Annotated in this window: 21 protein-coding genes; 11 read left to right on the top strand and 10 right to left on the bottom strand. The window is 39.6% G+C overall.

What is annotated here, in order from left to right; translation table 11 throughout:
- Positions 1 to 49 precede the first annotated feature (49 nt).
- From CSV68_RS08900 to CSV68_RS08880, 5 genes are read right to left on the bottom strand one after another with little or no spacing between them, the layout of a single operon-like run.
- On the bottom strand, positions 50 to 1,273 hold the full coding sequence (locus tag CSV68_RS08900; RefSeq protein WP_099661948.1) for an ABC transporter substrate-binding protein: 1,224 nt from the start codon (positions 1,271 to 1,273) through the stop codon (positions 50 to 52).
- A gap of 32 nt (positions 1,274 to 1,305) precedes the next feature.
- Positions 1,306 to 2,685 (bottom strand): dihydroorotase, encoded by a 1,380-nt coding sequence (locus CSV68_RS08895; RefSeq protein ID WP_099661947.1) that lies wholly within the window; start codon positions 2,683 to 2,685, stop codon positions 1,306 to 1,308.
- 25 nt (positions 2,686 to 2,710) lie between these two features.
- Positions 2,711 to 3,394, bottom strand: a complete 684-nt coding sequence (locus tag CSV68_RS08890; protein ID WP_099661946.1) for an isochorismatase family protein — start codon at positions 3,392 to 3,394, stop codon at positions 2,711 to 2,713.
- 2 nt (positions 3,395 to 3,396) lie between these two features.
- The gene (locus CSV68_RS08885) at positions 3,397 to 4,773 is read right to left on the bottom strand and encodes an FAD-dependent oxidoreductase (protein ID WP_158233506.1); all 1,377 of its coding nucleotides are present in this window, start codon (positions 4,771 to 4,773) and stop codon (positions 3,397 to 3,399) included.
- Positions 4,774 to 4,790: 17 nt separating this feature from the next.
- Positions 4,791 to 6,158, bottom strand: coding sequence for an MmgE/PrpD family protein (locus tag CSV68_RS08880; RefSeq protein WP_099661944.1), 1,368 nt, complete (start codon positions 6,156 to 6,158; stop codon positions 4,791 to 4,793).
- Positions 6,159 to 6,653: 495 nt separating this feature from the next.
- On the opposite strand from CSV68_RS08880, the gene CSV68_RS08875 reads away from it, so the two are divergent.
- The 4 genes from CSV68_RS08875 (at position 6,654) to CSV68_RS08860 (ending at position 10,490) form a co-directional block, all read left to right on the top strand.
- Positions 6,654 to 7,886 carry a 3-isopropylmalate dehydratase large subunit gene (locus CSV68_RS08875; protein WP_099661943.1) on the top strand — a complete coding sequence of 411 codons (1,233 nt, stop codon included), beginning with the start codon at positions 6,654 to 6,656 and terminating at the stop codon, positions 7,884 to 7,886.
- Positions 7,887 to 7,902: 16 nt separating this feature from the next.
- On the top strand, positions 7,903 to 8,394 hold the full coding sequence (locus CSV68_RS08870; RefSeq protein WP_099661942.1) for a 3-isopropylmalate dehydratase small subunit: 492 nt from the start codon (positions 7,903 to 7,905) through the stop codon (positions 8,392 to 8,394).
- Positions 8,395 to 8,425: 31 nt separating this feature from the next.
- Positions 8,426 to 8,857 (top strand): deoxycytidylate deaminase, encoded by a 432-nt coding sequence (locus tag CSV68_RS08865; RefSeq protein WP_099661941.1) that lies wholly within the window; start codon positions 8,426 to 8,428, stop codon positions 8,855 to 8,857.
- A 172-nt stretch (positions 8,858 to 9,029) separates the two neighbouring features.
- The gene (locus CSV68_RS08860) at positions 9,030 to 10,490 is read left to right on the top strand and encodes an IS1182 family transposase (protein ID WP_099661940.1); all 1,461 of its coding nucleotides are present in this window, start codon (positions 9,030 to 9,032) and stop codon (positions 10,488 to 10,490) included.
- 516 nt (positions 10,491 to 11,006) lie between these two features.
- On the opposite strand, the gene CSV68_RS17315 is transcribed toward CSV68_RS08860, so the two are convergent.
- Both CSV68_RS17315 and CSV68_RS08845 read right to left on the bottom strand, forming a co-directional pair.
- Positions 11,007 to 12,341, bottom strand: coding sequence for a hypothetical protein (locus tag CSV68_RS17315; RefSeq protein ID WP_099634564.1), 1,335 nt, complete (start codon positions 12,339 to 12,341; stop codon positions 11,007 to 11,009).
- A gap of 172 nt (positions 12,342 to 12,513) precedes the next feature.
- Complete coding sequence (locus CSV68_RS08845; protein WP_099661939.1) at positions 12,514 to 13,434, bottom strand: HNH endonuclease; 921 nt, start codon at positions 13,432 to 13,434, stop codon at positions 12,514 to 12,516.
- A 255-nt stretch (positions 13,435 to 13,689) separates the two neighbouring features.
- On the opposite strand from CSV68_RS08845, the gene CSV68_RS08840 reads away from it, so the two are divergent.
- The 7 genes from CSV68_RS08840 to CSV68_RS08810 all read left to right on the top strand — a co-directional run bounded on the left by CSV68_RS08840 (position 13,690) and on the right by CSV68_RS08810 (position 18,758).
- Entirely contained in the window at positions 13,690 to 14,133 is a 444-nt protein-coding gene (locus CSV68_RS08840; protein ID WP_099661938.1) for a LytTR family DNA-binding domain-containing protein, read from the top strand.
- 10 nt (positions 14,134 to 14,143) lie between these two features.
- Positions 14,144 to 14,566, top strand: a complete 423-nt coding sequence (locus CSV68_RS08835) for a DUF3021 family protein (protein ID WP_099661937.1) — start codon at positions 14,144 to 14,146, stop codon at positions 14,564 to 14,566.
- The gene (locus CSV68_RS08830; protein WP_099661936.1) at positions 14,550 to 15,461 is read left to right on the top strand and encodes an ABC transporter ATP-binding protein; all 912 of its coding nucleotides are present in this window, start codon (positions 14,550 to 14,552) and stop codon (positions 15,459 to 15,461) included. Before CSV68_RS08835 ends, CSV68_RS08830 begins: the two co-directional genes overlap by 17 nt.
- A gap of 3 nt (positions 15,462 to 15,464) precedes the next feature.
- Positions 15,465 to 16,319 carry an ABC transporter permease gene (locus CSV68_RS08825; RefSeq protein WP_099661935.1) on the top strand — a complete coding sequence of 285 codons (855 nt, stop codon included), beginning with the start codon at positions 15,465 to 15,467 and terminating at the stop codon, positions 16,317 to 16,319.
- Between the two features lie 98 nt (positions 16,320 to 16,417).
- Positions 16,418 to 16,969, top strand: a complete 552-nt coding sequence (locus tag CSV68_RS08820) for a hypothetical protein (RefSeq protein WP_099661934.1) — start codon at positions 16,418 to 16,420, stop codon at positions 16,967 to 16,969.
- A 331-nt stretch (positions 16,970 to 17,300) separates the two neighbouring features.
- Positions 17,301 to 18,029: a hypothetical protein gene (locus CSV68_RS08815; protein WP_099661933.1), complete on the top strand. Its 729-nt coding sequence runs from the start codon at positions 17,301 to 17,303 to the stop codon at positions 18,027 to 18,029.
- A gap of 285 nt (positions 18,030 to 18,314) precedes the next feature.
- The gene (locus CSV68_RS08810; RefSeq protein ID WP_099661932.1) at positions 18,315 to 18,758 is read left to right on the top strand and encodes a hypothetical protein; all 444 of its coding nucleotides are present in this window, start codon (positions 18,315 to 18,317) and stop codon (positions 18,756 to 18,758) included.
- A 32-nt stretch (positions 18,759 to 18,790) separates the two neighbouring features.
- Here the strand turns inward: CSV68_RS08810 and CSV68_RS08805 are convergent, their stop codons facing one another.
- From CSV68_RS08805 to CSV68_RS08795, 3 genes are all read right to left on the bottom strand, one after another.
- The gene (locus tag CSV68_RS08805) at positions 18,791 to 20,368 is read right to left on the bottom strand and encodes an aminotransferase class V-fold PLP-dependent enzyme (RefSeq protein WP_099661931.1); all 1,578 of its coding nucleotides are present in this window, start codon (positions 20,366 to 20,368) and stop codon (positions 18,791 to 18,793) included.
- Positions 20,365 to 20,934, bottom strand: coding sequence for a glycerol-3-phosphate acyltransferase (locus CSV68_RS08800; protein ID WP_158233505.1), 570 nt, complete (start codon positions 20,932 to 20,934; stop codon positions 20,365 to 20,367). Before CSV68_RS08800 ends, CSV68_RS08805 begins: the two co-directional genes overlap by 4 nt.
- A gap of 158 nt (positions 20,935 to 21,092) precedes the next feature.
- The gene (locus CSV68_RS08795; protein ID WP_099635235.1) at positions 21,093 to 21,578 is read right to left on the bottom strand and encodes a nucleoside deaminase; all 486 of its coding nucleotides are present in this window, start codon (positions 21,576 to 21,578) and stop codon (positions 21,093 to 21,095) included.
- Between the last annotated feature and the right edge of the window lie 17 nt (positions 21,579 to 21,595).

Raw genomic sequence — 21,595 nt, 5'->3', positions numbered from 1 at the left:
CTTCAAGAAATGTGGAACAAGAGTAGACTCTACTCTTGTTCCTCCATTATCAATTTGCAGGATATACGACTTCTTGTTCTGCAAACTCTTCCGGATATACTACTTTTGATTCATGACCATCTATTTGATTCAATACAGCACGTGCACCAATATTTTGGCCCTTTTCATCAAACTGGATAGCTTCTTGAGGAAGTATATGATCTTCATAATTTGTTTCTTTTAACGCTTCCATTACTTTTTCACGATCATTTGTACCCGCGCGCTCAATTGCGCCTATTAGAACTTTTGCTGCCATGTAAGAATAAGCTGCGTTTGGTCCTAAGTTTTTATTGTATTTTTCTTTGTAAGCTTCTTTTACTTTATTTGCAGTTTCACTTTTAGGATTAATTGTATAGTTTACGTCCATAATATTCTGGTTTTCAGCTTTCTCATCTGTAATAAAACCAGCGTTACTAAATGCGCCATTTGCTACTCCAATAATTGCTTTTGGAACAAACTTTGTACTTTGTAGTCCTTCTACAAGCATTGCACCATCCCTAAGATATGTCGTAGTAATAACTACATCAGGCTTAAGAGAGCTAATCTTATTAATGGTAGAAGAAAGATCTGCACTAGAAGCCGAGTGTGGTAAATCTCCAAGGATTTTCAACCCATAATCGTCTGCGTTCTCTTTGATTGCTTTAGAAATACTTGAACCGAAAACACTATCTTCGTAAACTAGAACAGCTGTTTTAAGAGGTTTATCAGTTTTTTTATTTAAATCTTCAAAATATTTCAAAAAGTCCTTCGAGAAAGATGTCGCAGCCGGTTGTAACCGGAAAGTGTATTTAAAACCGCGCTCTGTAATATCATCTGCTGAACCGATATCCACTATAAACGGAATACCATTACGTTCTGCTTCTTGAGTAGCAGGAAGTGCAACACCACTTGAATATGTTCCAATAATCCCAGCTACTTTTGCTGTGTTGAGTTTCTGTACTTCTGATACTCCTTTTTCAGCCAAACCTTCGTGATCACTTTCAACTAACTCGATTTTCGCACCATCCATCGATTCGATACCACCAGCTTCATTTGCTTCTTCCACTGCTAGTTTGACTCCATCTAACATCTCCTGACCTTCTAGTGCTAAACCACCACTTAATGGATGAAGTGAACCGATTTTCACAATATTTTCCCCTTCATTTCCGCCACCTGCAGTACCACTTTCTTCACCACAAGCTGCAACAAAAACTAATGATACTGCCATACTTAAAGCTAATAACTTCTTCTTCATTTTGCATCCCCCCCTATTTTAACTACATGGTGTTAAATCGATCTTCTAACGTACTTTCCTCTACCACTTTCCTTAGTAGGAACACCATCCTTGACGATAACTTCCCCACGACTGATCGTGTATACAGGCCATCCTATCAAATCCATTCCTTCATAGACATTGTAGTCGGATAAGGAATGTAATTGATCCATTGTTACAGTTTTACGTTTCTTTAAATCTACAATAGCAAAATCTGCATCTGCACCAACTTCAATTCTGCCTTTGTTCTCCAAGTTATATGACTGAGCCAGCTGCAACGAAGTAATATCTGCGATGCGCTCCAATGGAATATCACGCTTCTCATATCCTTCTGTCAACATGACCTGAAGAAGTGTGCCCATGCTCGGGAAGCCAAATTGCGTTTCCCAAACGCCACCTTTCTCACCTAATTTATCTTTTAAATAATTCGGCACATGATCTGTTCCTATGGCGTTGATAGTACCATTGCGAATACCTTCCCATAAACGATTCGAGTCATTTTCCGTATGCACTGGTGGTCCTACTTTAGCTTTCATTCCTATTTCATGATCTTCATTAAAGACCAAATAATGCGGGCAGGTCTCTACTTTTACACCCTTTTCATGTAACCAAGGTGTCTTTTCGAGAACCTCCATACTTTCAGCAGAACTTAAATGAACTATAAATAAGTTTCCGCCTACTACATGATTTATATAGAGAGTACTTATCAGCGATTCAGCTTCAGCATATCCAGGACTCGTTTTTGACCAAGTTACTAGTCCATCATCTTCTCCTGAATCCTTTAATTCTTGAGTCAGCTTTCGATTGACATCCATATTTTCACAATGTACTGAAAGCATAAGTTTAGACGAGATGGACTTGAACTTTTCCAATATCCTTTTTAAATCATAGCTGGATAGATTAATTCCATCTTCAATACTAAATTTATCGTTTAATTGACGCTCATAATTACGGAAGAACTTAAAAGACGTCAACCCGTGCGTTTCCACTAATTCTTCTAACTCATCTAGATGCTGCTCTTTCAATATCCCGAGACTGTAAGTGAAATCAATATAACTATTTTTCTCTCCGATTTCTTTTACTTTAGGGAAATACTCTAAATAGCTCACTGGCTGTCGATCATAATTCACTACTGTCGTAACACCACCAACTGCATGTTGTTTAGTATCTTTAAAATCGAATTCAGTAGAGTTATAGATCCCTAAATGTTGATGAGCATCAATTAACCCTGGGAAGATATGTAATCCTTGTACATCAATAGTTTCTCTTGCTTCCATTGTTTGACGCAATTCATAAATCCCTACTATTTTCCCGTCGCGAATCCCGATATTTACTTCTTTCAAACCTTGTCTAGGAACAACTGCAGTTCCGTTCTTAATTAATAAATCCAGCATATATATCCTCCCTTACTCTTGATAATTAGAGCGACTTCATATAATCCATAATTTTATCTACTTTCTCTACATCACAATACTTCATCCATAAATCTAAGAGACCAGCTTTGTGCGATAATTCTATTCTGTCGAATACCGCATCCTCCACTACAGCTACATTAAAGTTATGCGTCACTGCATCTACTGCCGTCGCTCTTACACAGCCACTTGTTGAACCACCTACAATGATTAATGTATCTACATCCATCTTTACAAGATAGCTGATCAACGGGGTACCAAAGAAAGCGCTTGCATAACTCTTATCTATAACCATATCATCCTCGTCTGGCGCTATTTCCGTCACAATATCTGCTGCTGGATTACCATCTATATATTTAGTATTATCTCTTTTTGTTTTTGTCGCAAATGAATCAAATTTAGTTGTTTTCTTTTGGACGTTCCTTGTGTAAAGAACCGGTATACCATTTTCTTTTGCAACTTCTTTCAGCTTCTTAATTTGTCGAATTCCATCCCAGGCCAAGGCACCACCACCACTAGGCCATTCTGTCAATTGTTCTTGTATAGGCAAATCTGCACCAATATAATTATGCTGTGCGTCAATAATGACTAATAATGGCTTCTTTCCTAGTCCTCTACTTTTACCATATCCGCCCTTTTCGATTACTATTCTATCTGTTTCAGTAAGTGCGTCTTCCCAAATACGTGTCATGTTTACTCCATCCCTTTCTGCTGAATCATATGTACTGCATGGTCTCCTGCTATTTTTCCGAATCCGAGTGCAGCAAGAAGTCCGTTTCCTGACATATAGCCATATGCATGTCTTCCTGAAACGCCTACCGCTGTTCCACCACCGGCATATAGATTTTCTATTACATTACCTTGTCCATTAACTACTTGTGCATGTTCATTTATATTCAGACCGCCTTGAGTATGGAATAGTGCAGGGCTTACTTTAATCCCAAATAACTTGCCTGTTAATTGTTTGGGAAAGTCTGTTCTTCCAAATTGATCTGAGCTACCTTGCTCGTTTTTTTGAAACGCAGTATATGTTTGTTTTAAGCTTTTTACATTAATACCTAACTTAACTGCCAAATCTTCGATACTATCTGAAGACTTGAATGCATCCATTTCATCTAGTTGTTTAAAATCTTCAATTGATAAGAGATTCTGATAGATATCTTGATCAATGATGATGTATCCGTTTTGTACTTCTTGTTTTACTACTTCTAAGGCAAATTCAGAATAGCCTTGCGCTTCATTTCCAAATCGTTCACCGTTTTGATTGACCATAAACCCACCAGACATGATGGTACCCCAGGTTACTAATAAGCCGGTAGCCTCATTAACAGCCGCATGTCCTTGATAGGCAGTCATATTGGAAACGTCTGCTCCAATCTCCAGCGCCATTTCAATTCCTTCTCCGGTATTAGCTTCATAACCAAAATATAATGCATCCGATATTTCAGGTATAAACTTCTTAACCATTGAAGTATTGCCGCCAAATCCATTAGTTGCTAAAATAACCTTTTTCGCTTTGATACGTTGAACACCATCTGTAGTTTGTACATCTATACCAATCACTTCACCTTTATCACCAAGTATTAACTTTTCCACTTGGGATTTTAGCATTAGATAAATATTATCTTTATCATTTACCGCTTGTTTTAGTTTTTTCATTAATTCCAAACCTGACCTAGTTGGTGGTGCATGCATCCTTAAATTTCGATGACCCGGATATTTAAATTCCGTTACAAGGCTGAACTGCATATCTAATTTATCATTCATCCATTCTACCAATGGTCCAGAAACTTTACTTAGAGCAAGTGTCAAATCAGGGTTGCTTTCCTGATGATTCTTTTTTAATATATCCTCTGCCATTTCTTCTGGCGTTTCTTGAATCCCTATCTCTCTTTGATATCTTGTACCTGCAGCCGGAATCATTCCTGCGCTGGCAGCTGTATTTCCTAGAACGAAATCTGTCTTTTCAAAAACCGCGACCTGAAGACCTTTTTCTGCAACTGTCAATGCAGCTACTAGTCCGCATCCTCCAGCTCCCGCAATAGCAATATCAACTTCTGCATCCCACATAATCTGAACCTCATTTCTCATTCTGAAGTAGTTCGTTGAAATAGTTTTAAAAATGCATTAAAATCATTAATTTTTTCCAAACTATAGATAGAATCAATAATTTGTTGCGTACGTTCAATTCCTAATAGAGGTAAGACATTTCTTTTGAATTTCTCCAACACTTTCCGTTCAAGATTTTCTTCATCAGGATCTCCAGTTGCTCTATTTAGAACTATACTTCTCGATTCTTGATCCCAAAACTCTATGTTCATCGCAGTATATCTTTCAGTAGGAAGTAACGCTGTTAGGTCTTCATCCTCCACTACAAATACTTTCCGCATTAGATCTTTGATTTGTTGTTTCTTACTGGTTTCATCTATTAAAGGGTTCTGTTTATTTAATAGCTCACTTGCTACAGAGAAAGGAATGGAAAACTTACCTTCAAAATCGTTTTGCACTTCTTGCGCTTTTAGCTTAGCTGCCGACTTATATGTTTTGATATCGATACGTTTAATATCATCCAATGACGTATTTCCTACTAAACTGATTGCCGCGTCTATTGAAGAATGACAGAATCTACAATATGGATAAAACTTAAAATAGGTTTTCTCTAAGTAATAGATGTTCCCCAAATCTTTATCAAGGAAAGCACTTACAAAACCGTCAGCGAGAACTTCTTCAAACAATATCTTAGGTGTAAGATTAGTAGCGCTGAAACCAGCTGCGACCAAGCTCGGCAATAAAACCATATGTAAATTATTTAGACCGACGATCACATTACGAACTTGGTGCCCTTCCGAAATCGACTGCCATAAGGTTGGCATACTAAGACTAGTACTCAACATAGCCGCTTGAATATACTCTTCGGTATTTTTCCATCCTAATAACTTTCCAACACTGAAACCGTTTGCAAAAATGCCCCAATTACCGTGTGGATGAATGGATTCTTTCTGTTTTACAGCTGCCCCCATCCTCGCGCCTATTTCATAATTTACTATAAAAGATTCTAAAAACTCTTTACCAGACCTGTTGTTTTGGGAAGTCAGCGAAAGTAAACCCGAAAAAAAATGACAAGCTGGATGGCCTTTAGCGAATTGATTACCTTCGTCCAACTCTTCAGCTACCAATGCAATACCGTTCAACAGGGCTGCTGTTTTATAGTCTGTAACCTTATTGGTTCCAATCACATATCCTTTTTCAACGGAATTCGGTAACTCAAAACTTGCAAATGCATTTGAAACTTTTGACGGTTCAGACTCTCGTGCATTGTTATTACCAACTACAATCACACCAAGTGAATCTAGGATGATCAGCTTTGCTTTCAAGTTCACAGCCTTAGGAATATCTTCGAGAGTAAATGAATTGGCATACTTAGCTACTGTCTGTAAATATTTTAATTCAAACACCTCCTAATTCACAATGTGGAACGCGTTTTAAATATAGTGACATCTTAGCATCTTTTATTTTATAAAGTCAATATAAAGTTCTGACAATTAAAAAAATGGTAAAACCATCATATAAAAAACATTTAATCATCTTTTCCAAGTGCTTCGTATATTCCAGTACACATAAATAGACCTATAAATTTCTTGTTTAAAACTAAAAAATGGGAGTTTTTAAAAGTTAAGTGGCGGTTAGCTTACACATATCTAATATAAAATTTATTAAAGCTATATTTATGTCATTCTCGCTCTTATAAGAAATGTATTTCTAAAGACAATTTAATATCTTATTATCTAAAAAAATTATTTGACAATTCATACTCCTTTTCATTAGTATATATGTATAAACATTTTAGAACACGTTCCACAATGTGGAACGCGTGAAAAGCGATACATTTTTTAAATGTTAAAGTATTAAATTATGATAATACTTACTACAAGAAGGGCGTGGGATTAATTATGGGGAAAACTATTATTCAAAAAATCATTTCCAATCATTCTAAGCAAGAACCAATTGTCGGGGATATAGCTATCGTCGATGTCGATCTAGTGATGGCTACTGACACTACAGGTCCACTGACGATTAAGGCATTTGAAAATATGGGTGGAACGAAAGTTTGGGATAATGAAAAGATGGTACTGGTTATTGATCATGCATCTCCTGCTCCAAATGAAGGAATTGCTGTTCTACATGACCTGATTCGCGACTTCGCTGAAAAACAGAATGTGAAACTTTATGACGTCGGTGATGGGATTTGTCATCAGCTTATTATTGACAATCATCACGTAAAACCAGGAGACCTTGTTTTAGGAGCAGATTCACACACATGCACATATGGAGCTGTCGGTGCTTTTGCTACAGGCGTTGGTTCTACTGATTTAGCCGGTGCGATGCTGACAGGGCAGACATGGCTTAAAGTTCCAGAAACAATCAAAATTATTCTAAATGGAAAATTACCTGATGGTGTAGTTGCAAAGGATTTAATCTTACATATTGTAGGTAAAATCGGAATTCAAGGTGCAACTTATCAAGCGATAGAATTTACAGGCGAAGCAATTGAAGTGATGAGCCTAGACAGCCGATTGACAATGTCCAATATGGTCATTGAAATGGGAGCAAAAGCAGGATTTGTCGACTTGAAAGGATTAGATCTTCCATACGAATATGTAGCAGTCATCCCAGATGTAGATGCAGTGTACTCTCAGGTTTTAGAATTTGATGTTTCACAACTGGAACCACAAATTGCAGTGCCACATTCACCGGATAACGTTAAAGGAATTTCAGAGTTATTGGATATACCGATTCAACAAGCATTTATTGGAAGCTGTACAAATGGAAGACTAGAAGATTTACAAGCAGCCGCTGAAATCTTGAAAGACAAAAAAGTACATCCAAAAGTTCGATTAATTATTGCACCTGCTTCAAGACAAGTGTTTCAAGAAGCACTCGCAGACGGTACAGTAGAAACACTTTCTGCAGCAGGGGCAACATTCCTACCTTCAGGATGCGGACCATGCGTAGGTACGCACCAGGGAATTCCGGGAAATGCTGAAAATGTAGCTTCTTCTACAAACCGTAACTTCCAAGGTAGAATGGGGAATAGGAATTCAAATGTTTATTTGGGATCTCCTGCCTTCGTCGCAATGGCAGCTTTAAATGGAAAAATCGTAAATCCTGCAGCAACTAACTAAGGAGGTATTCATTATTATGAATTTAAAAGGAATAGCACATGTATACGGTGATAATATTGATACAGATCGAATCATTCCTGGCAAATATACGAAAACATTAGATATGCAAAAACTCGCTGATCATGTATTAGAGGATGTAGATCCTGAATTCCACAAAATTGTTCAAAAAGGAGATATTCTAGTTGCCGGAGAAAATTTTGGATGTGGCTCATCACGCGAACAAGCACCATTGGCCTTGAAGACGGCTGGTATTTCCGTCGTAATTGCTGAATCTTTCGCAAGAATCTTCTTCCGGAACGCTATAAATATCGGCCTGCCTTTAGTTGAACTAAAAGATTTCAAAATTAATAAAGGGGATATGATTGAAGTCAATGTTCAAGAAGGCACCGTGAAAAATCATGCGAATAATGAATCTTATCAGGGTGCAAAAATGCCAGAAGTAATGGTAAATATTCTTAATGAGTCAAGTCTCGTGGAGTATTTAAAGAAACATAAATCTTATTCTTAAATGAGATGAACTTTAGAGGGGAACGTTGTAATTGATTACAGAACGAGATATGCAATTTATCAATGAAGCAGAACAAGTTGCTGTACATGCTACTTGTGATCTTCTTCACGTTGGCTGTGTCATTGTGAAAGACGGTGCTATTATTTCTTCAGGCTGGAATGCGACGATTCCAGAGTATAAACCTTGTAGCGAGGCTGGGCACATCATGTCTGAGGACGGCCGTTGTATGAGGCAAATTCACGCTGAGACGAATGCAGTATTGAATGTTTCTAATAAAGATGATTTAAAAGGTGCTATTGCTTATGTGACATTGGAACCTTGTGATAACTGCACTAAGATCTTGAATCAATCAGGAATATCGAAAGTAATATTTAAAAATCGTTTCAAAAATCCTTTTAATACGTATTTTATAAAACCTATGGAATGGATTTGTTTAGAAGACTTAGAAAGCAGATTTGATTGACTAAAAACAATATCTTGATAAGTACCCCCAAAGAACAGAGGCCGCTGAAAAAGTCCAATAAAAGAAGAAAAGCGACTGTGCGAACGGAAATCCGTATGCACAGTCGCTTTTCTGTTCTCTCCATCTGTTTTCCATAGTACAATAAAAGGAACTAATTCGAGGTGGTGCGACCATGATTTCCAAACAAGAAACGCTCAATTTAAGTCCTTATATGGCGCTGTATGATGTGCTGATCCCGAAAGATCATCTGCTCAGACAGATCAATGAACTCGTAGACTTTTCATTTGTCTTAGACGAACTTCAATCAAAATATTGTTTAGAAAACGGTCGCAATGCCATTCACCCGATTCGGATGTTCAAATATTTACTACTCAAATCAATTTATGACTTATCCGATGCCGACCTTGTAGAGCGCTCAAAGTACGATATGTCCTTTAAATATTTTTTGGATATGACGCCAGAAGAGGACGTCATGAATTCGAGTTCTCTGACAAAATTTCGTCGACTTCGCTTACAGGATCTACACCTATTGGATCTACTCATCAATAAAACAGTGGAAATCGCAGTCGAAAAAGGGCTCCTCCTCAGTAAAATGATCATGGTGGATGCAACCCATACCCAAGCACGCTACAATCAAAAATCACCCAAGGAGTTCCTGCAGGAAAAATCAAAAAATGTGCGGAAATCAGTCTATCAACTGGAAGAAGAAATGGTCGGGAAATTTCCTGAGAAACCTACCTCAAATGAAATTGAAGAAGAATTACAGTACTGTCGTCAAGTGGTTGAAGTGGTCGAGACACAATCAAAGGTCGCACAAATCCCAGCCGTTAAAGAAAGAGTCAATGTCTTAAAAGAAGTGATTGATGATTATGAAAACCAATGGGGTTACTCCAATGACCCAGATGCACGAGTTGGACATAAGTCGGCTGACTCCGCTTTCTTTGGTTTTAAAACGCATATTGCGATGAGCGACGAACGAATTATTACCGCGGCGATTGTGACGACAGGCGAAAAAAGTGACGGGCAATATCTTCAAGAATTAATTGAAAAAAGTAAAGAGGCAGGCATGGAAATTGAAACCGTTCTGGGTGACGCAGCGTATTCCGGAAAAGACAACTTACAATACGCCAAAACAGAAGGGCTCCAATTAATATCCAAGTTAAATACCGTTATTACAAGCGGTAGTGGACAACGAAAAATAGAATTCGATTACAATAAAGATGCAGGAATGTTTGTGTGTCCAGCTGGGCACATGGCGATTCGAAAGGCACGGACAGGAAAGAAAAATCAGAATAAAAATCAGAGTTCCACCCATTATTTCGATATCGAAAAATGTAAAGTTTGTCCGATGCGTGAAGGGTGTTATAAGGAAGGGGCAAAAAGCAAAACATACAGTGTGACCGTCAAATCACTTGAACATGAAGAACAAGCCGCCTTTCAAGAGACTGATGAATTTAAACAACTTGCGAAGAATCGGTATAAAATTGAAGCAAAGAATAGTGAATTGAAACATCCGCATGGCTACAAAACGGCCAAATCGGCGGGCTTATTTGGCATGGAGATACAAGGTGCCACCACCATATTTGCGGTTAACCTAAAACGGATTATCAAGTTACTGAGCGATAAAGAATGAGAATAGATCAAAAAACTATACTTTGAAAAAAACGTAAGTTTTTCAGCGACCTCAAAGAACATGGGGGTATTTTTTTATCTATTATTACACTCGACACCAACTGTCTTTACTTCTCTTTTCTCTACGTCATCAACACAACAAGATAGCCACTACATACTTGCTAAGTGTTATGCTGTCATCTCCATGTAAAAGTATTGCAGATAATACACAACCGAAACATATTAAATCTACCGATTGTATGGTCCTGATTATTCTTCAACTACGCCTTTGCAACTAGCTCTACACAGATTCATAAATTGAAACGGAATATATACTCCCTCTTAATTTAATACGAAACAAGTGCAAACAGCAAAATGGTAAGTATGATACACAATGCATCGTCTATGAACATCATCCCACTATTCACAATAGAAAATATAATTCTTTCAACCTGCATAACTCCCAATAAAAAACACCTAGAAAGTCAAAGGGTTACTTTAAACTTTCTAGATGTTCCCCATATAATATAAGATTCTTTTACTTCGAATCCGCTCGAAAACCTGATTTATCATAGCCATATTTATCATAACCATTTCGATCGTAGCCGAGTTTATTGAAACCTTTTCGGTCATATCGATCCGCATCATAGCCAGACTTATCATAGCCTTGATCATCCCGGTCCGTTCCATTTCGGTGGAGTCCTTGTGGGGTGAAGCCGTTGCAGTCGAACCCTTTTGTATCATACTTCGTACCATTGGCATGTTTGCCATCCCGATTAAAACCATATCGATCATAGCCGAATCGGTTATAGCCTTCTTTATTAAAACCGTTCTTATCATAACCTTGCAAATTAAAACCTTTTTTATCATAGCCTTGGCGATTTCGTCCATTCTTCCCGAAACCTTCCCGATCGACGCCTGCTTTATTAAATCCGTCTCGATTATAGCCTTCACGATCCATGCTATGTTTATTGAAACCTTGTGCATCATAGCCTTCCGAATCATAGCCCAGCGAATTTAAGCCCGATGCATCGTATCCTGCTCGGTCAAAGCCATCTCGATTGTAACCGTGCTGATCATAACCTTCTGCATCATACGTCTTTTCACTAATATGGGCGCCATCGCGTGTAAAACCTTCGCGATTGTATCCTCTTTTATTATAGCCGTCTGCATCAAAGCCCGCTTGATCAAAGCCGTGATCATCGAATGGACTATTATTTAGATGAACGCCTTGAAAATCAAAGCCTTTGCCGTCATACATTGTACCGTTCATATGCTTGCGATCACGATTGAACCCTCTTTTGTCATAGCCGAATTTAGTATAGCCTTGACGATTAAAACCGTTCTTATCATAACCTAGCTTATTAAATCCATCCGTCCCATAACCTTGGGCACTGACACCGTATTTATTGAAACCGTATTTGTCATAGCCTTGTTTATTGAAACCCGCACGGTTGAAGCCATGGACATCATAACCGTCTCTGTTATAGCCATTCTTGTGAAAGCCTTGGCGGTTGAAACCATCCGCTTTATAGCCTTCTTTGTCATAGCCTTGGACGTTATAACCACTTTTATTATAACCTTCTGCATCATAACCATAACGATCATAACCCGTTCGATCAAAGCCCGCTTTATTATAGCCCGTTGCCTTAAATCCTTCTTTGTCATACCCTTGATTATTATAGCCATTTTTGTCAAAGCCTTGTGCATCAAAGCCATACTTATCAAAACCACTGGCATTAAATCCTTGTTCATTAAAGCCGTGACGATCATAACCAAACTTGTTAAACCCTCGTCTGTCAAAACCTTCACTATTATAAATTGTCGTATCTCGTTCTATGTCTTTATTTTTTAACGGATCACCATAATTCATGTCGTACCTCCGCACAATATGTTATCGAATTCACACTCTCTATGCATCATACTACAAAAAGAGGGTAAACTCACCAAGTTTTGCAAGGCGATCGGTGAAGTATGGTGATTTAACCGGAACACGAGCGCTTATATTCGACCACTCACTGAATGTGCGGTGATGACGGTAAGTTCTATTCCTTAAACATATGCTTCTTATGCCATTTCAAATATGGCTTGTTGTTCTCCGTTCGATTCACTCTCATCTTGCTGTGCAATCCATACTTCTCGTAATCCTCTTCCAGAATTCTAGATGAAATATGAATCTTGCCAGTTCCGTCAAACGCAATGAAACCGTACTGATAGAGCGCATCATGATTGCGACAGAGTAGGATGCCATTGTTCGGATCAACGCGTTCGTTGTTCGTGCAATCTTTCCAAGGTTTAGCGTAGCTAGCTTGCAATAATTCCGGTAGCTCGATATCGCATAGCGCACACTGATCATTCCATAATTGCATGAGTTCGTTGCGGAAGCGCTGATGGCCCATTCGCACTTTCGTTTTCGTTTCCGATTCGGTTTCAGCAAGTACCGGAATGAGGAAATCATGCTCCGTCTTCTGCACGGTGCCCATAACGAACTCCAATTGTTCTTCATCGATTTCATAAATATTCAAATCTGCAATCAACTCAACTAATTTAATCGTCAGTTCTTCATTGCATGGGAAGAGATAACCTTGGTTTCCATTGCCATTCTCTTGAAATGCAGAATACTTAATCGGCAATAGCGGTAGAAGTTCATCGAAACAATCCGCAATCGTCAACGGTTGATCGAGTTCATGATACTCCACTTCCACTAAGTATCCTTTGGCGTCTTCACTATCTGTCAATGGAATCGAAGACGGCTTTCGCTCCTCGCGGTAACTCGACTTCGCCACACTTATGGCGACAATATCCCCTTTTACATAATGAAAGATACGATCTCCCCCGCGCACTTCCTTCATCCGTTCCCAAAAATGATGAACATTGTCTATACTGTCTTGCTGCAATGACCAAAGCACACCTAATTCTTTCTCTTCATCATATGTACGTCCTTGCATAACGATATAACTTTGCATCGTGCTTCACTCCTTTGCGACCTGACGCGCTTCTTCTCTCTTGATTATACCGAAACTGACTATCTTTCAACAGTCGATTGATACATTCCATGTCGTGATCTTTACTTTGCATTAAAACAATGAGGCTGGCAACGTAATTGAATAGCAAAAGCTCTTTATGTAACTAACCCCCCTCTACATGCAGGTCACCACAAAAGCCATTGTTCGATTTCCATCACCATGATACGATTCAGCCATGAACAATGAATAGAGGTGATGACCATACAGCTGAAAATTGAAGAATCCAATGAATTTCAGGAGATTGAAATCACGATCAGATGCCCTGAAGTAGATGAGCGCTTATCCCGCCTCATACAGCAGATCAATCAAATGATGTATAGCTTTACCGTTACAAAAGATGACGCTGTCTATTCGATACAATCTAGTGAGGTTCTCTATATCGAAACAGTGGACAATGCATCCTTTTTATACACACAGGATGACGTCTATGAAAGCGGATTACGGCTGTATGAATTTGAGAATCAATTGAAAGATACGCGATTTCTGCGGATCAGCAAACATATGATGGTCAATACATCCAAAATTGAAAGTGTTCGTGCGTTATTGAATGGGCGATTTCAAGCCGTCTTAGAAAACGGTGAACTGGTCATCGTGAATCGTCATTACGCAAAAATATTTCGAAAGCATTTCCTAGGATGAGGTGAAGCGGTTGAAACATCTTTTACTCTATATAAGCGGGGCTTGCTTCGCATTTACATTCAGCACGATCGTCTATTCACTATTCCGGTTTCTTGGAATCTACCCTCCACTGACAGAAAACATGACGCTTTCCATGCTAGTCATTTCTATCATCATTACGATTCTTATTTTTCTTTCACATCAATTACCAATAGAGAATCCGATTTTGATGTATGTGTTAGAAGTGAGCTGCGTCATGACTGTGATGATCGTAGCCGGTGCATTTTTCAACTTATATCCTTTCGGGTTGTATAACGTAGTGACGGCTGTATTGGTGGGGCTTATTGCGTATGGTTCTGTTATTGTACTAATTTACTTGAACAATAAAGCAGATGAGTTAAAAATAAATCATATGATCTTGCAGAGGAGGAGTCAGGATGCAAACAATCATTGATGTGGAGAATGTCAGTAAATCGTTCGGTCATGTGAACGCTGTTGATGATATGAGCTTCTACGTAACAAAAGGAAGTCTATTTTCATTTCTTGGAACGAACGGCGCTGGCAAATCGACAGTCATATCTATTATTTTAACCGCACTTCAACCTGATAGTGGCTCCGTAACGGTCAACGGATTTACGGTTGGCAAAGAGGATGAAGTAATTCGGAAAGAGATCGGAGTCGTATTCCAAGAAAGCTTATTAGACCCGCTGTTGTCTGTGCAAGAGAACTTAGATATACGTGCACAATTGTACGGAATGACAAAGCAGGAACGGCTAGCGGCCATACAGCGTTGCGCTGAAATTGTGGATATTCATTCAATATTGAAAAGACGATACGGCAAATTATCTGGCGGCCAGAAGCGAAGAGTCGATATCGCTCGTGCCCTCCTCCACCAACCCAAAATTTTGCTCCTCGATGAACCGACAACAGGACTCGATCCACAAAGTCGGCAGCAAATCTGGAAAATGATCGGACACTTACAAAAAGAGCATGGCATGACCGTTTTTCTGACGACACATTATATAGAAGAAGCCGCGAATTCAGATTTCGTTATCGTCATAAAAGAAGGACGAATCATTGCCAAAGGAACTCCGGTAGATTTAAAACAGCAATATTCTGCAGACCGCTTATTTATTACGACGACCGATCACATTGCATTGCGCACACATTTTCAACAAGATCATGTGCAGTATCAAGAAGAAACTGGCGGATACACAATCGACTTACCGAATACGCTAGCAGCCATTCCTATACTCACTACATACCAATCGCTTATTTCGTCTTTTGAAGTCCGAAAATCTAGTTTGGATGATGTCTTTATTCGTATTCATGATCGAAAGGATGTGTAAACAATGCTAGTATTCGCCAAAAGAAATTTACTGCTCTATTTTCGAGATAAGTCTGCAGTGTTTTTCTCATTGCTAGCTGTCTTGATCTTGATTGCACTCTATGTATTCTTTCTTGGCGATTTGATCGCGGATGGAGTGCCAGACTTTCCAGCGAAGCATTGGCTCTTGCTGTCTTGGATTATCGCTGGTGTCATCACGGTGACGAGTGTGACGACAACATTAGGTGCATTCAGTGTGATGGTAAATGACCAAGCAACGAATGCCTATAAAGATTTCCGTGTGACGCCCATCAAACCACCCCAATTACTCGGTGGCTATATAATCAGTTCACTCTCCATAGGATTTCTTATGTGCATCATGACGCTTCTCGTAGCAAACGTTATGCTTTACGCCACTGGTGAGCCTCTACTTTCATTCACACAACTCATTCAATCGGTTGGCGTACTATTTCTAGCGGTTTTGACTGCTGGTTCCATGACCTCTTTACTCGTCATTTTCTTTAAAACCTCCCATGCATTTGCTGCAGCTAGTACAGTAATTGGTACATTGATCGGCTTCCTTACCGGCATTTACATTCCAATCGGCACTTTACCTGCCTACTTACAAAGTATGATTCACATTTTCCCCATCTCCCATATCGCCGCTTTGCTTCGCCAAATTCTCATGGACGCTCCAATGACTGAAGCATTCGCTCAAGCACCCGTTGAAATGAAAGAAAGCTTTCAGTTGAATATGGGAGTGGTTTTCAAAGTAAATGGTTGGCATATCTCCCCTTTAGTCAGTGTGATGTATCTACTACTAATCACTATTATTTTCTTTATGCTTTCAACTAGTGTGATGAAATATACTAGAAGATAGGTGTTCCGATATCAAAAAGCGTCATGATCACAAACGATTCAGAATAATTATGCTAGTATATACATAAACAATATCACTCTAGTAAAAGAGGTGAATACATGGATTTCATTGCTTGGACGATTATTGCTTGTGAAATAGGTTTTTGGGTCGTCATTCTTGCAGGCCTCATTACACGATACGTATTCAACAAAAAACGGCTCGGCTTATTTTTTCTAGCATTAACACCAGTCATCGATTTACTATTGCTAGTCGTCACGGCTACCGATCTGTACAACGGCGCTGTTGCTACACAAGTTCATGCCATTGCGGCGATTTATCTAGGTGTATCGATTGCTTTCGGAAAAAGTATGATTGGCTGGGCGGACGAACGCTTTCTTTACTACATCAAGAAACAAGGCACAAAACCAGCGAAGAAAACAGGATATGCCCATGCACGCCATTCCGTGAAAGGTGCGTTACAACATGTACTAGCATTTATCATCGGTGGCGTTTTCTTGTTTATAATGATTTACCTCATTGGAGATGCCAATAAAACGGAAGCACTCTCTCAAATGCTGAAGTTATGGGCGCTCATTGTGGGCCTTGATATGGTGGTCTCACTCTCCTACTTCATTTGGCCACGGGCTGAAAAAGTGAAACGGCATAGGTAACCTGCTGTTTTCATGGAGATACCGGTTCAACCTGTAAATGCATAACACATTGGGACGCAATCCGCACAGGAGTCGGTGTCCCTATTTTTATTTTTGAATTGACGTTAAAGGCAACTAAACAGCAGCTCATAAATTTATTTCCCCCTGCTAATTACATTGTTAAATGATTGAGCCTTGATAAATGGAACGGTTTCCTAGAAAGGAATTTTGAAATACTAAAAAACTTTGATGTAAAAAAGGAATTATATGCTAAAGTGAATTATAAGAGGTTGGCTTATTAAGCAATCGGGCCAGGTTCTTAAAGTAGGGGAATTACGAGGGGGGAAATGTTATGAATTTAAAAAATTATAGTTTTAATACAAAGGAAGATTTTATAGAATATCTTCGACACTTAATCATTGTTTCAGTAAATAGTATAAAAAGCTATGAAATTCAACTTCATAGCTTGGATAAGTTTATTCAGAAAGAAGGTCTAATAGACAACCCAAAAGCCACTGTTGAAGCAGATATATATGAAGAGTATAAGGCGATGCTTTCTTATTCATCTTCATATTTATTAAATATTATTGGTGATCAGGCAGAGTTTGGAACATCTTACCAGAACTATCGAAAGAATGTTGAGAAAAAAAGTAAGGAGTTACAGATTGATTACTGCGAAATAAGCGAAGAAGAAAAAGCTGAATTAAATAGGGTTACCACAGCAAGAGATTGGTCTAGTCATATACCAGCTTCCTTAATTCATTCCACAAAAAGAAATGTTATTAAAGAAAAAGAAATTCGATATTTAATTGATATTCCAGATTTTCAATATTATGAAGCTGAATGGATTATAAGTTTATTTGACCAAAATAACAGGCGTTTGGATTGTTTTAAAAAGATATTAGAACTTATGAAGAACGATTACACCGCTGTAACAAAATCACCTTGTAACATTGTACAATTTAAAGTTCCAGTAAGAACAATAAGTGATTTAATTATTCCGAAAATCTCTTGGGATATTCAATCGAAAAAAATTAAAACCAGAGATGAAATCAAAAATGAGTATTTAAAAGGTAAGTGATTTTAAGCCACGCTATCATCAAATGAGAGGAATCATAGCAGCACCAGAAATAGAAAAACTCACGTGTGAAAAGGGGAATCTACCGCAATCGGGCGCTTGATTGTGGCACATTGTTTATTCGCACTCGCTCAGTTGATCGGAGTGGAAGCCGGCGACGGGAGGTTCACCGCCCGCCCACTAAACGCGTCCGGCTGCAACGTAGATCAACGGGTCGAAACCACCATCGTACCCTTTTATTATCAACACACTAAATTTAATGTTATAGCATAAACAGAGGTGAAGTAAATGAAATTTCTAAGAAAACTTACTGTCGCCATACTTTCCGCCATCGTATTTTCTTTATCCTTAGCTTTTTACGAATACACTCCCTCAGCGCAACAACAAGCTGACGTTGGGTACTTCCCTTATGACGCACTATTCGTTCTATATTTCCTTTATTCCATACCCATTTATATAATTGGAGGAATACCGTATTCGCATTATGTAGATATATATTTCGAAAAGATCAAGTTTCGTAATGAAGTTCAAAAATATATCATGTACTTCCTTATCTATATAGCCGGTGGATTATTAATTGTAGGGATCCTGTTATTCATTTCGTTACTAATTGATGGAGATGTTTCAGGTTTACTGATATCCAATGTTTTCGTACTTGGTGTTTGTGCCTCTCTAGTATTTTTCCATATTTCGTTACTTTTCAATAAAGTGTTAAAAATACTGGCGAGATGAAAGAGAGTGTTGTTTTGTGTAATCGATGGACGTTACCCAACCCTTAGCAAACAACGCAACAACTCCAAAAATCTCTCCACCTCTTCATCCGAAGGTTCATTCATTGTCGCCACTTGCAACCAATTATGCGCTTGCAAGTACCTACTTTCATAATGCGTGCGGTAGCCATTCAGAAGTAAATCATCACCGAGTCGCTTTGAACTTTTCCCTTTAGGTAGTACGAATGTCAAAATACCTGGATTTGCATACTCATTCGGCGCCACCACCTCCATACCCAACTCTTCAACGCCTTCACGCAAACGATCTGCACAATGGCGAATATGCTGAAAACGTTGTGGCGGATCCAACAATATATTTTCAAGCGACTGATGCAACGCGACTACTCCATTAGACGACTGTGTATACGGAATGCCGTCATATTTCTCATATTGACCGAGATCCAAATAGCGCGGAATCGTTTCATCCGGCTCGATCGCCTCTTGGTGGAACACTAGACCAAGCCCCGCGTACGACGCCAGTCCTTTACCACTAACTGAAGAAGCGAAATCGACGTCACGCAAATTCACAGGCACTGTTCCGACTGAACTCGCACAGTCCACTGCAATTCGAACCGCACGTGCGCGACAAAGTGCTGTAATCTGTTCCAACTCCTGCAAGACACCCGTCGACGTTTCACAATGAACGATCCACAACCAGCTATATTCTTGAGAATCCAATTGCTCCGCTAACTTTTCCAGCGATAACACTTCTCCCCATTCTTGCTCTAAGCAATCAAAAGCTAAACCAAAACGCTTTGAGTGATCGCATAACCGTTGACCAAATTCTCCATTGATTACAACGAGGCCACGCCCCCCTATTCTAGACAACTGGGCCGCCACCGCATCATTCGCAAGCGTCCCTGTTCCCTGTAATAACTGAACGTATTTCGCACCCGTTAAGTCGAGTAATTGACGTTTTACAGTCGTAAATAATCGTGCATATTCAGCCGAACGATGGGAAAATGCTTCACGTGCAAAAGCTGCTTTCACATTTTCAGCAATTTTCGGTGGACCAGGCAAAAAGTTCACGACAGGTGCAACCAAACGCTTCGCTGCACTTTTTTCATATGCCGCGAACGATGAAATCATTGGCACATATTTCGCTTCCTTCGTACCGACCGGATTGGCAAATGGCTCAAAGCCCATATGACGATAAAGCTTCAGCTCACGCACTGTACCCGAAATCACCGCTGCATCGTATCCTGCTTGCTTGCACCAATTCACTAGCCCCTGCATCAAACCAAAAAATGCTCGACCACTACGATGTGCTCGATCGACTACAAGCAATCTGATTTCTACAGGATATTGTGGCTTTTGTTCAAGCCATCCCTCAATCGGACCGATCTTTTTGTCCAATGAAAACGGACGAGTCGAACGCAATGCCAACATCCCAACTATTTCATTTTCCTTTAAACAAACGATATATGTATTTTCCTCATGAAACGGATCGACCAACAAACGCTGTTCATTGGATGCATGCTGCGGAATTTCTTCCACAAACGCTCGATAATTCAACTGATGAATTCGCTCCGCATCTTGCGGAAGTACGGCAAGCCGATAATAATAGGTCATACTGATTGCCTCCCTTGCTCGTTAATGAAATAACTACGATGTGTATAGATGACTAGCGCAAACAAACAGAATGCTACGATCCCCGCCCATTGGCCGTAGCCAATAAAAATAGCTGGAATAATGGCCGACAATCCAAGCAGCGCGGCTTTTGTTTTCTGACGAATCCACGAGTATAACAGACCCGAAAAAATAAGGATTAACAGCAAGATAAGTGGCTGAAAGACTATCATGCCACCGAGTAAAGAAGCCGCCCCTTTCCCACCACGAAATCGATGAAACAGTGGAAAACAATGCCCAAGCACGGCCGCAAAAAGCATCAACAAGACGATAGCTGGGCTGAATCCAAGGGCACGCGAGACGATGATCGGCACTGCCCCCTTGGTCGCATCAAGAAGCAACACAACAAAGAACATCGCCTTCCCAAGCACCCTCCCGGCGTTACGCGCTCCTAGATTGCCACTACCTTCTACACGCAAATCTAGTCCTTTCCTTTTCCCTATATAGAGCGCCGGCAATATGCCCCCGAATAGGTACCAGAAGATGAAGAAACTTATGAGTTGTATCAAATTCCAACCTCCATCCCCACTGTATATACTTTCACGACATAATTAGTTACATAACATTATAGTTTGATTATATAGTGAAATAAACCGCTTTCCTATAGTTTCTCTGGTTGATATAAAAAAGAGAGCCAAAACATACGGCTCTCCTCGTGTAATCTACATCAGTTATTCTTCTGATGGTACTGCCGTTGCAACTCTCGCACTTGCTCCGCATACTCTTCTACTGGCCCAACTACTTCGATAGCAGGCACCATTTCTTGAATCGGATAACTTTTCACAGGTGCAGGCAGCGTAACCCCCATTTCTTTCTTCCACTGGGCTAACTGTTTCGATGAACTAGCATAGACAATCCGTCCCAAACCGACTAACCCATGGGCTGACGCACACATCGGGCAATGTTCACCCGACGTAAATACCGTCGCCTTCGCTCTGTCTTCTGCGTCCATATGATCTGCAGCCCACCGCGCCAAAGCAAATTCAGGATGCTGCGTCGGGTCGCCACCACTTGTACGATTATGGTCTTCAGCTAGCACTTCACCACTCGCTGAAACCAATACCGAACCAAATGGCTGATCTCCTTTATGTAACGCAATTTCTGCTAATTCGACAGCTCGTTGTAAATGCTTCATTTCATTTTCTTGTAACATGAATGAACCCCTCCTTA

The organism is Sporosarcina sp. P29, from assembly GCF_002743265.1.
Classification (GTDB): domain Bacteria; phylum Bacillota; class Bacilli; order Bacillales_A; family Planococcaceae; genus Sporosarcina.
Note: the sequence above shows the minus strand (reverse complement) of the source record. Positions and strands in the feature narration are given on the sequence as shown.